14 protein-coding genes and 1 tRNA gene are annotated in these 12,919 nt (G+C 37.6%); 9 read left to right on the forward strand and 6 right to left on the reverse strand.

All coding sequences use genetic code 11. The annotated features are described in order from the left end of the window. The first annotated feature begins 9 nt into the window (after positions 1-9). The 3 genes from lpdA (at position 10) to L2096_RS06295 (ending at position 4,063) form a co-directional block, all read left to right on the forward strand. A complete protein-coding gene (lpdA, locus tag L2096_RS06285) occupies positions 10-1,410 on the forward strand; it encodes a dihydrolipoyl dehydrogenase (RefSeq protein WP_250365075.1) in 1,401 nt (466 codons plus the stop codon). A 119-nt stretch (positions 1,411-1,529) separates the two neighbouring features. Continuing rightward, positions 1,530-2,588, forward strand: coding sequence for a 2,3-butanediol dehydrogenase (locus L2096_RS06290; RefSeq protein ID WP_151868543.1), 1,059 nt, complete (start codon positions 1,530-1,532; stop codon positions 2,586-2,588). A 1,028-nt stretch (positions 2,589-3,616) separates the two neighbouring features. Beyond that, positions 3,617-4,063 (forward strand): BLUF domain-containing protein, encoded by a 447-nt coding sequence (locus tag L2096_RS06295; protein WP_151746361.1) that lies wholly within the window; start codon positions 3,617-3,619, stop codon positions 4,061-4,063. A 111-nt stretch (positions 4,064-4,174) separates the two neighbouring features. Here the strand turns inward: L2096_RS06295 and L2096_RS16100 are convergent, their stop codons facing one another. Continuing rightward, positions 4,175-4,249, reverse strand: coding sequence for a DUF6500 family protein (locus L2096_RS16100; RefSeq protein WP_350028482.1), 75 nt, complete (start codon positions 4,247-4,249; stop codon positions 4,175-4,177). A gap of 161 nt (positions 4,250-4,410) precedes the next feature. Between L2096_RS16100 and L2096_RS06300 the strand changes: the two genes are divergently transcribed. After that, positions 4,411-4,878, forward strand: a complete 468-nt coding sequence (locus L2096_RS06300) for a putative hemolysin (protein ID WP_025095191.1) — start codon at positions 4,411-4,413, stop codon at positions 4,876-4,878. A gap of 464 nt (positions 4,879-5,342) precedes the next feature. Here L2096_RS06300 and L2096_RS06305 read toward each other — a convergent pair. Next, positions 5,343-5,419, reverse strand: a tRNA-Ile gene (locus L2096_RS06305). Positions 5,420-6,317: 898 nt separating this feature from the next. Here L2096_RS06305 and L2096_RS06310 point away from each other — a divergent pair. Together L2096_RS06310 and L2096_RS06315 are read left to right on the forward strand one after the other, a co-directional pair. Next, the gene (locus L2096_RS06310) at positions 6,318-6,764 is read left to right on the forward strand and encodes a BLUF domain-containing protein (protein WP_250365076.1); all 447 of its coding nucleotides are present in this window, start codon (positions 6,318-6,320) and stop codon (positions 6,762-6,764) included. A gap of 215 nt (positions 6,765-6,979) precedes the next feature. Then, positions 6,980-7,180 (forward strand): hypothetical protein, encoded by a 201-nt coding sequence (locus L2096_RS06315; protein ID WP_250365077.1) that lies wholly within the window; start codon positions 6,980-6,982, stop codon positions 7,178-7,180. Positions 7,181-7,221: 41 nt separating this feature from the next. Here L2096_RS06315 and bioB read toward each other — a convergent pair whose 3' ends face one another. Together bioB and queG are read right to left on the reverse strand one after the other, a co-directional pair. Beyond that, positions 7,222-8,211, reverse strand: a complete 990-nt coding sequence (bioB, locus tag L2096_RS06320) for a biotin synthase BioB (RefSeq protein WP_025095189.1) — start codon at positions 8,209-8,211, stop codon at positions 7,222-7,224. 84 nt (positions 8,212-8,295) lie between these two features. Beyond that, on the reverse strand, positions 8,296-9,399 hold the full coding sequence (gene queG / locus L2096_RS06325) for a tRNA epoxyqueuosine(34) reductase QueG (RefSeq protein WP_250365078.1): 1,104 nt from the start codon (positions 9,397-9,399) through the stop codon (positions 8,296-8,298). A 27-nt stretch (positions 9,400-9,426) separates the two neighbouring features. Here queG and L2096_RS06330 point away from each other — a divergent pair, with 27 nt between their 5' ends. Further along, positions 9,427-10,896, forward strand: a complete 1,470-nt coding sequence (locus L2096_RS06330; protein WP_250365079.1) for an NAD(P)H-hydrate dehydratase — start codon at positions 9,427-9,429, stop codon at positions 10,894-10,896. A gap of 8 nt (positions 10,897-10,904) precedes the next feature. On the opposite strand, the gene ruvC is transcribed toward L2096_RS06330, so the two are convergent. Further along, complete coding sequence (ruvC, locus tag L2096_RS06335; protein WP_025095186.1) at positions 10,905-11,450, reverse strand: crossover junction endodeoxyribonuclease RuvC; 546 nt, start codon at positions 11,448-11,450, stop codon at positions 10,905-10,907. Positions 11,451-11,576: 126 nt separating this feature from the next. On the opposite strand from ruvC, the gene L2096_RS06340 reads away from it, so the two are divergent. Next, complete coding sequence (locus L2096_RS06340; protein ID WP_025095185.1) at positions 11,577-12,146, forward strand: FxsA family protein; 570 nt, start codon at positions 11,577-11,579, stop codon at positions 12,144-12,146. Between the two features lie 37 nt (positions 12,147-12,183). Here L2096_RS06340 and L2096_RS06345 read toward each other — a convergent pair whose 3' ends face one another. Then, entirely contained in the window at positions 12,184-12,375 is a 192-nt protein-coding gene (locus L2096_RS06345) for a hypothetical protein (protein ID WP_048763061.1), read from the reverse strand. Positions 12,376-12,607: 232 nt separating this feature from the next. Between L2096_RS06345 and L2096_RS06350 the strand changes: the two genes are divergently transcribed. Beyond that, entirely contained in the window at positions 12,608-12,859 is a 252-nt protein-coding gene (locus L2096_RS06350; protein ID WP_004937217.1) for a hypothetical protein, read from the forward strand. Positions 12,860-12,919: the final 60 nt, after the last annotated feature.

The following is a 12,919-nucleotide window of genomic DNA, read 5'->3' on the forward strand; positions in this document are numbered from 1 at the left end:
GGAATAGCCATGTCAGATACACGATTTGATCTTGTGGTTATTGGTGCTGGTCCTGGAGGCTATGTCGCTGCGATTCGCGCAGCGCAACTGGGATTAAAAACGGCAATCGTTGAAAAACAACACTTAGGCGGAGTCTGTCTGAATTGGGGATGTATTCCAGCCAAGGCATTATTGAGCGGGGCTGCGCTTGCGCAGCAGTTCAAACATGCAGGACAGTTTGGTTTTACGCTTAACGCGATTGATTTTGACATTCAAAAACTGGTCCATCATAGCAGACAGGTTTCTGAGCAACTGGTGCAAGGTATCGGTCAATTATTGAAAAAAAATCAAATCACTGTTTTAAATGCAACAGCTCAATTTGTTGCCAAAGAACGATTAGAGCTTACAGATGCGAATGGTCAAAAACAGCAGATTTCTGCACCGCATATTATTGTCGCAACAGGTGCACGTGTAGCCAATTTGCCTCATATTGCTGTAGATGGCCATCAGGTCTGGAGTTATAAAGAGGCTTTGGTTCCAGAACAATTACCAAAGTCTTTACTGGTCATTGGTTCGGGTGCTATAGGCAGTGAGTTTGCAAGCCTATACCAAGACTTAGGCTGCCAAGTCACCTTGGTTGATATTGCCAAGCAGATTCTCCCTAGCGAAGACATTGAAGTTGCGAAGTATGTACAAAAGCAATTTGAACAGCAGGGTATGCAGGTTTTAACCGAAGCGACTGTAAAAAAAATAGAAACTGATCAGGCTCAAGTACATTGTCATATTCAAACTGCCACAGGTGGGCAAGTCATTAGCGTTGAAAAGGTACTTTCAGCAATTGGTGTGAAACCAAATACTGAAAATCTGGGACTAGAAGCTTTAGGTGTCGAATTAGAGAATGGTTTTATTAAAGTCGACTCATGGTGCAAAACTAATATTGTGGGCGTATATGCAATTGGTGATGTTGCAGGCGCACCGTGTTTGGCACACAAGGCCAGTCACGAGGCTATTCTTTGTGTAGAGAAGATTGCAGGTTTAGATCATGTACATGCTTTAGATCGTACACAAATTCCGGGCTGTATTTTTACCCATCCGCAAGTGGCCAGTATTGGTCTGACAGAACAGAAAGCGAAAGCTGCGGGCTTGAATATCAATGTGGGTAAGTTTCCTTTGCAAGCCAATGGTAAGGCATTGGCTTTAGGTGATAGCACAGGATTCATTAAAACTATTTTTAGTCAGGAAACAGGTGAATTGTTAGGTGCTCACATGGTTGGGCATGAAGTTACCGAACATATTCAGGGTTTTGCCATCGCAAAATATCTAGAAGCGACGGATGAAAGCTTAGCGCAGGTCATTTTCCCTCATCCTACTTTGTCTGAAGCGATGCATGAGTCGGTTTTATCTGCAATGCAACGTGCAATTCATATTTAAGGGGTCTGCAATGTGCTTAAAGGTTTAAACAATAAAGTTGCATTAATTACGTTACAGGTTAGTTTATTTTGACAAATGGCGGAATGGTTTAGCGTTAGTATCAACATAAGGAATACATGATGAAAGCAGCTCGTTTTTATGACCGAGGGGATATTCGAATTGAAGATATCCCTGAGCCGAAAGTACTTCCAGGCACCGTTGGAATTCAGGTTGCATGGTGTGGTATTTGCGGTACAGATTTACATGAATTCATGGAAGGCCCTATTTTTATTCCACCATGTGGTCATCCACATCCAATTTCAGGAGAGTCGGCACCTGTAACAATGGGACATGAATTTTCAGGTGTGGTTTATGCAGTTGGTGAAGGCGTAAATGATATCGAAATTGGACAACATGTCGTAGTTGAACCCTATATTATTGCTGACGATGTACCAACTGGCCCACATGATAAGTATCATTTATCAAAAAATATGAATTTTATTGGTTTAGGCGGGCGTGGTGGCGGTCTTTCTGAAAAAATTGCAGTTCAGCGCCGTTGGGTACATCCTATTTCAAATGATATTCCTTTAGACCAAGCAGCGTTGATAGAACCTTTATCTGTTGGTCATCACGCCTATGTCAGAAGTGGTGCAAAAGCAGGTGATGTAGCATTGGTTGGTGGAGCTGGCCCAATAGGCTTACTTTTATCCGCAATTTTAAAGGCCAAAGGTCTTACGGTTATCATCACTGAGCTAAGTGCAAAGCGTAAAGAAAAAGCGATAGAGGCTGGTGTTGCCGATTATGTACTGGATCCATCTCAGGTTGATGTGGTAAATGAAGTAATGAAAATTACCCAAGACCGCGGTGTAGATATTGCTTTCGAGTGTAGTAGTGTGAATAAAGTTATGGATACACTCGTCGCAGCGATGAAACCAACGGGTGTTGTTGTAATTGTTTCTATTTGGAGCCATCCTGCCACGATTAATGTACATAGCGTAGTAATGAAAGAACTAGATATTCGTGGCACGATAGCTTACGTCAATGACCATCAGGAAACTATTCGTTTAGTTGAGCAAGGCAAGATTAATCTAGAACCTTTTATTACCCAACGGATTGCTTTAGATGATCTTGTTTCTAAAGGCTTTGAAACATTGATTCATAATAATGAGTCTGCTGTAAAAATTATTGTTCATCCTTAAATGAATATTGCATATGAAATAAAATTATTTTTTTGCTACTACATTTTATCAATTCATATAGTTTATTGATCTAAATTGATTTTGATTATTCGCCCTGCTTAGGCAGGGTATATAAATAAGATCAACAGTGAATATCAAAATATGAATGCTAGAAGCAGGAATAACCAAGAGAACTAACAGTAGAATTAATTCTTATTATGAATGCTAATTGATCTAAAATAAAAATTAATACGAGAAGTAATTTTTAAAAAATGTAGAACTGATCAACCTTATTTTCATACAGATATTGCATAAGCAACTTCTTCTTCTTCCCAGTACTCTTTTATTTTTAACTCATTCAAGAAAAGGATAGTACGAATTTCCTATGCGATATTGCCAAAACTCTTAACATGCATGAAGTCAGACCGTAAAGAATAAAATATGGTGCGATGATCACATGATTTCACTTCAAAATACATCATGACATAAGTAATTACCAGAATTCGCGTATATTTCTCCTATCCAAAACTTGTAAGCATAAGAAAAGCTTATGGCTCTATTCATTTCCCCTTATTATGCAAGACAATTTCTTATCCACGATTCGAGGTTATACATAAAAATTTCATAAAAGCCATTGATTGAAATTTATACAACTTGAATTAAGTTACTAAGAAATTGGAAAAAATGAACTGATCTGTACTCAATAAAATTGTAAAAACATGTCGTATTTTGCAATGGAAATGTATATTGAGTCTCGTTAATTTTTTGTGATTAGTAAAAATTCGCAATTAAAATTATTTATCACTACTAATTTTTTTGATTAATAGATTGATTTTTATAAATTTTTTTAATTTATGGCAATACTTTTTAGAAAAATATCACGAATCTTTTATTTGTTAAAATTTACTTAAAAAATACGTTTTTTTTTCGAGAAGTCATTACTTGTCAAATCTACTTAGAGTAATCTTTTCGTAATTAAAAGCACAAATCTCCCAAGCAAGCATTTGTATTATTTAATTTCTTTAAAATTATGTTAGATCGAGATAAGTATGAATGATGCAAGAATGCTGTATGTAAGTAAGTTGAAAGAGTGTGATAATCCAATGAATGAATTATTCAACATTTTGACTGAATCAATGAACTATAATGCCCCAAATGCAATTTGTGGTGCACTTTACTACGGAAATGGTTATTTCGTTCAATGTATTGAAGGTGATAAAACCAGAATTAATGAGCTTTTTCATAACAAAATCTTAAATGATCGACGTCATGAAAATTGCGAATTGATGTATTGCGAAGACATTAAAGAAAGACTATTTTCTCAATGGCATATGAAATATGCGATTTTCCACAAAGATATTGTGAATTTTTTCTCTCAAAGCAATGTTGATCAGTTTAATCCATATACGCTATCGGTCGATACCATTCCTGAATTTATTAATTTACTTTCTAAACAGAAGGATAGCTACTATACGCTTAAGCTCAACAATACGTAGATCTGATCTTTATAGTATGCTGCTGAAAGCCTTGATTGGAGGCTTGTTTATATAAAGCTTACGAAAATTTTATGCTGACTCAAAATGATCTAGCATGTGTTTGAGAATCCATCATTGAGCTACTTCCATGAGTAGCTCAGCGTAGTCATTTCGACTCTTAGAGAAATCATAAAACGAAATACCCATTTTTTCATCTTCTCATGCTAATTTTTTAAGTAAATTATTATCTAAAGTATGGGTTAATAAAGGTTTCTAAAAATTTTTATATCGAAATAAATACATTTATCATACTTCATCGAATAATTTTGTCTGATAATATCCTTTTTCCTCAGCTAGTTTATGATCTTATGAAAAAAACCCTAATTGGAACACTAGCCTCATCACTTTTGTTCACTGCATGCACATCTAGTAGTATTAGTAATACTAATAATATTAAATCAATTGGTATGCCCAATCCTGCCAGTGTTCATTGTGAAAAAATAGGTGGAAAATCTTTCACCAAAAAAAATTTAGCTGGTGATGAGTTTGCATTTTGTAAGCTTTCAGATGGTTCAGAAGTAGATGCATGGGAGTTATTTAGATCTGCTCATCAACAAGATCATACTAACTTCATAGTTCATTATGATGCTACCAAGAAGCAAAAAGTTTTGAGTAAAATACAGAATCAAAAATTAGAAACAGTATATGTATTAGATAATTTAAGTATCATTGTAGTCTCAGTTCCTCAATCTAAGGTAAAAGAAATTGTTAATGAAATAGAAAAGACAGATGGTGTATTCGGCGTTCAAGAAGACTCAGTGAATCAACTCTATTAATAAAATTTGATATTATTTCCAGCCAATGGATTTAAATTAATTAGAATTTAAAATTAGCGAGTATAGAAATTTCATGCAATGACTGAGTAAAACTATCTCGCTAATTTTATTTTGATTTAACAAAAGTCTAAAAATAATATTTTAGTCATCTGGCTGACTTGTCATACTATCAATATACAACTACATGTACGACGTTTTCTTTCATGAACCTAGCTTCAATAGCTACTAATTCTTGACTCAAAAATTAGTACTCATTAATAAATAAGTGGCTACGAAAATAAGCGTCTATGATTAATTTTAGTAGGAGACATTGCTCATTGCCTATTGCTCTGTAGCGAGGTAAAAGAAGAGAGCATCATAATCTTTGATGAGCCAGAAAAGATGAACTGGTTACATAGTGCTTGCATGAATTTCAAGCATTAAAAAACCACTTAGGATTAATGCACCTAAGTGGTTGTTTTATATGGTGGGCCCACCGTGACTCGAACACGGGACCAACGGATTATGAGTCCGCTGCTCTAACCGACTGAGCTATAGGCCCTATATCGCAAGTTATTGTATTTCAAACAATTTGCGTTGAGCGCAATCTTAGCGAATTTCAAAATATATTACAAGTTTTTTATTAAGTAGATACAGCGTAAACTCTCAAAAAAATTGCAAAAAAAACGCTATATTGCAAAACATTCGGATTCTAGCTCATGTCATCTTGTTGAGTAAAGCAATCAAAGACAATTATTGACCAACTCGAATTGTTTTTGACGATTTATTAATAAATTAAACGGGTAAGCTCTATTTTAAGCTTTAATGACTCCGAAAGATGCTTGTTGTAAAGGAAAGATAATACACAGTATGGCACATATACTTTGATTATTTATTCATCAATCACTCTAATAAAGCCCATTGGTGAATGTAAGAGATTTGAAGTAGATAAAGAACATCCATCCAGATCAGAACATCAAAGCATGAGTTAGCAATAAGCGTGGGTACGGTATCAAATTTGCTTAAATGATATCGAGATATGCGTAAATGGAAATTTAGGAAAAGTGATATGAAAAACTTTTTTTGTATGAAATTCAAGCATTTATAGTGGGTATAAATTCAACAGATCTGCTAAGGATAAAATAAAAATATGTATCAATTTGCAATATAATTGTTAAATTTGTCACACTTTTAAGGTGTGGAATAATATTAATTAATCTATGCAAGTTATCAATAAATTTACATTATTAGAATAAGTGTTTGTTTTTAAATATATTTTTAATATAAAGGCAGATTCTATCAATATTTGTTAAAAGTTGATCAAAAAAGAATATTTTTCATTTTAGTCATTACTTATACAAGAAGTTTAGAGTATTCTTTAAGTGATTAAAAGCACAAATCCCTTCAGCAAGTATTTGTATTATTTTAATTTTTTTAAATTATTATATATCGAGACAAGTATGAGCGATGCAAGAATGCTGTATGTGAGTAAGTTAAAAGAATGTGATAATCCAATGAATGAATTATTTAATATTTTAACTGAAGCATTAAATTTTAATACCCCAAATGCAATTTGTGGTGCACTTTATTATGGAAATGGCTATTTCGTTCAGTGTCTTGAAGGTAACAAAATCAAAATTAATGATCTTTTTCATAACAAAATCATAAACGATCCTCGTCATGAAAATTGTGAATTAATGTATTGTGAGGATGTAACAGACAGATTATTTTCTAAATGGCATATGAAATATGCTATTTTTCACAAGGAAATTGTTAATTTTTTCTCTGAATATAATATTGATGAATTTAATCCATATACTTTGTCAATTGATAATATTCCTGAATTTATTAATTTACTTTCTAAGCAGAAAGATAGCTTTTATACACTCAAACCAAACAGTATTTGATTTTAATTTTTATAAGATAAACTAGATATAGAAATATATTTAGTTGAAAGGTGGGAAACTCGTTTTCCATCTTTGATTTTTACATATAAATTTTAATAAGAGACAAATTAAAGAATACGTACTTATCCAATTAGCATTAAATGCTACACTTTATTTTATGTGGATTAACAATTATGATTATTCTTGAATATTTTTGGATTTGTTAAAGAAACGAAATGTCAAAACTCGACCATGTAGTAACGCAAGATTTGAGTGAAACCATTATCTGGTTATTTCATCATCCTGATATTTTTGATTCACTACATTATGATGCAGCAACAAACCAATTACGGGTATGTCACGCACTAGGTGAAGATCTGATTCGAGAAGGAATGTACTTAACTGCAAAATATGGAAATTTAGTGACATCAATATAAAAAACCCTCAAATGACTTGAGGGTTTCTTTACCAACTGAACTTAAGCTGACATTGCATCGACAGCCATGGCACGTACAGATACTTTTGGTTTTTCTGCAACAAGGCCTAATTTTGCAAACAAGACCTGATCTTTACCTTCACCAGCGTTTGGTGTAGTGAGAAGTTTGTCACCGGAAAATAGGGAGTTTGCACCTGCCATAAATGCCAATGCTTGATCTGAATCACTCAAAGATTCACGGCCTGCCGAGAGACGAATATAACTCTGTGGCATGATAATACGTGCTACAGCAATGGTACGAATCCATTCAGTCACATCTAATTTTTCAACTTCTGCCAATGGTGTACCTTCAATTGGTACCAGCATATTAATTGGCACAGATTCAGGATGAATTGGAAGCGTTGCAAGCTCATGTAACAAGCCGATTCGATCTTGTTTCTGTTCGCCCAAGCCCACAATACCACCACTACACACTTTCATGCCTGCACCACGAACGTGATCAAGCGTATTCAAACGATCATCAAAGGTACGGGTACTGATAATATTATTATAGTACTCGCGTGATGTATCGAGGTTGTGGTTGTAATAATCTAATCCAGCATCTTTTAAACGCTCAGCTTGCGACTGATTCAGCATACCGAGTGTCATACATGTTTCAAGGCCCAGTGATTTTACTTCGCGAACCATTTCAAGCACATAAGGCATATCGCGCTCATGCGGATTACGCCATGCAGCACCCATACAAAAACGTGAAGAGCCAGATTCTTTAGCAGCTTTCGCTTCTAAAATAACTTTATCGACGGCAATACGCTTTTCTGCTTCTAATTTAGAATCATAATGTGCAGATTGAGAGCAATATTTACAATCTTCCGGGCATTTACCTGTTTTGATTGAAAGTAACGTACTTACTTGAATCGTGTTGGCAGAAAAATGCTCACGATGCACTTGTTGTGCCTGAAATACCAAATCTAAAAAAGGTTGATCGTAGAGTGCTTGGATTTCGTCACGAGTCCAATCATTACGTAATGTCATTGTCATAGTCCATGATGATTGCATTTACTAGTTCCTAATCATACAGAATTCGTGCCAAAGCCGAAGGGCAAAAAACATCATTTTTTAATGGATCTGGTATTGTTTTTTCAATTGTTGTTCAATTGCCCAATCAATATGAATTTGTACAATTTCATCATGCTGCTCGCGCGCCATTTTTAATGCCTCGATGACTTCATCTGAGTAGGATGCATTTCCCAACCCAATCGCAATATTGCGTTTAAATGATTGAAAGCCAGTTCGCCGAATTGGGCTACCTTCAGTATTTGCCAAAAATGTGGCCTCATCCCATGTCCATATTTCAAGTAGTGAAATATTATCTAATCCATGTCGCGGGTTGAAGTCCGGAATTGAAGCTATTTTTGCAAAACTGTTCCACGGGCAAATGAGCTGGCAATCGTCACATCCAAAAATACGATTACCAATACCAGCTCTTAATTCTTCAGCAATGATGCCTTTATATTCAATGGTTAAATAGGCAATACATTTGCGTGCATCCAGCATATAAGGTTCGACAATCGCTTGGGTTGGACAAATATCGATACAGGCGGTACATGAGCCACAATGTGCTGTGGCAGGCTGATCAAAGGGTAATTCCAAAGAGGTAAATAGTTCACCTAGCACAAAAAAAGAGCCAGATTTTTTATGAATGAGTAGGGTGTGCTTGCCCGTCCAGCCCATTCCGGCACTCTCCGCCAGTGATTTTTCAAAAATTGGCGCAGAATCGGCAAATGGACGTGATTCAAACTCACCAACGCGCGCTTTAATGATTCCAGCCAATGTTTTGAGGCGCCCACGCATGACCTTATGATAATCGCGCCCGCGTGCATAACGCGCAATAATGGCCGAATTGGGTTGATCTGGTACATATCGAGGCTTAGGGCTTTCTACCAGATAATTCATGCGCACACAAATAATGCTTTTGGTGCCCGGCACCAGTAGGGTTGGGTCGGCACGCTTATCGAGATTTTCTGCCAGATAATGCATATCGGCATGATAACCACGTTTTAAATACTCTTTAAAACGTGGCATTTGGTCTTGAGCATCTGGTTTAGCGATGACACAATCAGAAAAACCCAGCGCTAAGGCCTGCGATTTAATCCAGCTTTTGAGTTCTTCTGGATCATCTTGGGTAAGGGGAATGCTGCCATGCGGCTGATCAAGTGGCATAAATTAAAAAATAACGGAGAATTCAAAATGCATGCAGCAGTTTATCACAGCCAAGAGATCCGAGCATGGGAACAACGATGGTTCCAAAAGCAAAATTCATCGCTCGGGCTTATGCAACAGGTTGCATGGTCGATTTGCAATAAATTAGATCATTTTATTCAAAAAAATAGCCTAAGTGTTCGTAAAATCGCGGTTTGGTGTGGAATGGGGAATAACGCAGGTGATGGTTATTTTCTGGCGGATTATCTTCAGCAAGCGGGTTATCAGGTTACTATTTTTGCTGCCCCGGCAGGTGAATCTCCAGATCTTGCGCAGGCCGTACAAACTGCGCGTAGGTATCAGCTTAATATTCATTCATCTTTCGATGTACCCGATGTATATGATTGTCATATCGATGCGCTATTTGGTCATGGTTTAAATCGTAACCTCGACTCAGACTGGCAGACGGTGATTAAGCACTTTAATCAGCTTTCGGGGTTTAAAGTGGCGATTGATTTACCTAGTGGCTTAAATGCAAATACGGGGCAGTGCCTACCTATAGCAATTAAAGCCGATATCACCTATACCGTGCTTGCCCAAAAAATAGGACTGCATACAGGGCAAGGTTCTGAGTTCTCTGGACAAGTTGAACTGATTGACTTGCTTCCACCTGACGTTTCGTTGCAAGCGACCGCACTTTTAAAGCCTGCCAAGATTATATTGCCTAAACGTCAAGCCTTTGGACATAAAGGAACATATGGCCATGTACTGGTTGTTGGTGGCCATCGTGATATGGGCGGCGCGGTGATTATGGCAGCAGAAGCAGCCTTTCATGCTGGCGCAGGAAAAGTGACTGTGGCTTGTGATGCGACTCATCATGCTGCTATTTTGGCACGAGCGCCCAACATCATGATTAAAGACATTCAAGCTTTAACTTCAGATGAAATTCTGACTTTACTTCAGCAAATCGATTCGGTTTGTTTTGGTATGGGGCTTGGCCGTGATGAATGGTCAGAAAAACAGTTTATGAAATGGTGTCCTGTATTACTGAAACGCGCTGAATTACATCTAGTCATCGATGCCGACGCACTCTGGTTTTTAGCCGAACACAGTTTCACATTTTCACAAAACGTATATCTCACCCCTCATGCTGGCGAGGCGGCGAGATTACTAAATACTTCTGCTAAAGAGATCGAACAAGATCGAGTAACTGCCATTGAGCAGCTTTATCAGCGATTTTCAGGACAATGGGTACTCAAAGGTGCTGGTAGTCTTATTTTGGAGCCAGATCAGCTCTGGATCTGTACAACTGGCAATGCCGGCATGGGCACGGCGGGTATGGGGGATGTACTGGCAGGTATGATTGCCAGCCTGAAAGCACAACTCGATACGCATATTTCGTTATCGGATATTGTGACTTTACACGGACAGGCAGGTGATCGACTGGCGCAATCGGGCCAACGAGGGATTCAGGCGCACCAAATGCTTGATGCGATCTATCAGGTCGTTAATCCTTAGATTTCATTTTAACGACGCCGGCTACTGTATCTGCTGCGGCCTCTGGCCATACCGCCAAGTGCATTGAGCACTGCAAATTTACTCATATTGCCCGATGCATGGGCATGGCAAATTGCAGCAGCCAAGGCATCCGCAGCATCTGCCTGTGGTTTGATGGTTAAGCTCAAAATACGCATGACCATCATTTGCACTTGCTCTTTGTCGGCTGCGCCATATCCAACCACCGATTGTTTGATCTGACGTGCGGTATATTCAGCCACGTCTAAATCTAAATTGACCAATGCAGCAATCGCAGCGCCGCGTGCTTGACCGAGTTTTAAAGCAGAATCAGGGTTTTGTGCCATAAATACTTGCTCAACCGCAGCTTCGGTTGGGCCATGAAACTTTACAATGCGTTCAACGCCAGCAAAAATTCGTTTTAATCGCTCTGGCATTCCTTGGGTTTCGGTGCGAATCGTACCGGCATCGATAAAACGTAGGTCATTTCCATTTTTTTCAATGATTCCATAACCGGTTAAACGCGAACCTGGATCAATTCCGATGATTAATGGCATAAAAGACTTTAAAAATAAAATAATGCCCATATTTTTACATAAGCGCATGAAAAAAGCTTGATTCTCTTTGAGTCGGTCTTGATACTGCATAAAACCTTTAATTTTTTGAGATAGACATAGTTTTAAATGAATTTACTTCTTATTGTTGTTCTTGGCGCGATTCTGGAAATTGCTGTATGGATTGGCATTGCTCAATTCATAAGCGGCTGGTACGTGTTTTTCTGGTTTATTATCGCTTTTTTCATTGGTTTGAACATGTTACGTTCAAGTGCATCCACCATCATGCCACAACTACAACAAATGCAGATGTCAGGTCAGCTTGGTAACGATCCAGCGGTCAGCAAGAAACTTGCAACGGCGATGGCTGGCTTTTTACTAATGATACCAGGTGTGATTTCCGATATTTTAGCATTATTGATTTTAATTCCAGGGGTACAAACATTCTTCCGTAATGCCTTAATGAAAACGCTCGCTAAGCGTCAAGAAGCCATGATGAACAAAATGATGGGTGGCATGATGGGAGGTGCTGGCGGAGCAAATGGCCAAAACCCATTTGAAGATCTCATGCGTCAAATGCAAAATATGCAGAATCAGCAGGGTGGTGGATCTCCATTTCAAGATTCAAATGTAATTGATGGTGAAGCGCGCGAAGTGAAGCCAGATCAGAAACAAATCGAGCACAAAGATCAGAAATAAACGATTTTCTGAGTTGAAAAAAAGCTGAATGATATTTTCATTCAGCTTTTTTATTGTCATCAGTTTTATCAGAAGTCTCTTGATCTAATGTGAGACCAGAAGCTTCAGTACCGTGATTGGGTTGATATTTGTTGGGAAGGAGCGCAGTTTGGCGATTTTCAGACTGCTGATATCCACGGCTGCGGTTCGCGCGCTCACGGAAACCACCTTTGTTAATAAGTTGAGCCATATGATGAGGTTAATTGCTGCATGACATTTCACATTTTAACAGTTGAAACTTTTTTTCACTAGCCGTGCCAAAAATGTAACAATTTTGGCACTATTAAGTCATTTGATTGAAATGGTTTGCTGTTGAAATATCGTACACATTGTCATAGTATGCAATTAAAGATCCATATTTGGTTCTTAATTATGCAAACGAAACTAGAAAAATAAATCAGCACTAAGACAGGGGGAAGCCCATGCTGTATCAATATCGTTGTGCGTGTTGTGACAAGGTCGTTGCATCAACAGACAAAGAATGTCCTCACTGTGGTTCGCATCATATCCGTAGTCCTTACGGGTGGTGGGTATTTTGCTTAGTGGGTTGTCTAGCCGTAGTGATGGTGGTTAAAACCTTTCATTTCTATGTTGAGGCGCAAGATGACACACCCAATCAGCATACTTTGCTGGATATTTTTAATCATGATAAACCGACTAAATCGAATCAATAACGCGTAATTAAAACCAAAAAAATGTCCGACTTGTGTCGGACATTTTTTTAATCAATTGCT

This window comes from Acinetobacter sp. ACZLY 512, assembly GCF_023614015.1.
Taxonomy (GTDB): Bacteria; Pseudomonadota; Gammaproteobacteria; order Pseudomonadales; family Moraxellaceae; genus Acinetobacter; species Acinetobacter soli.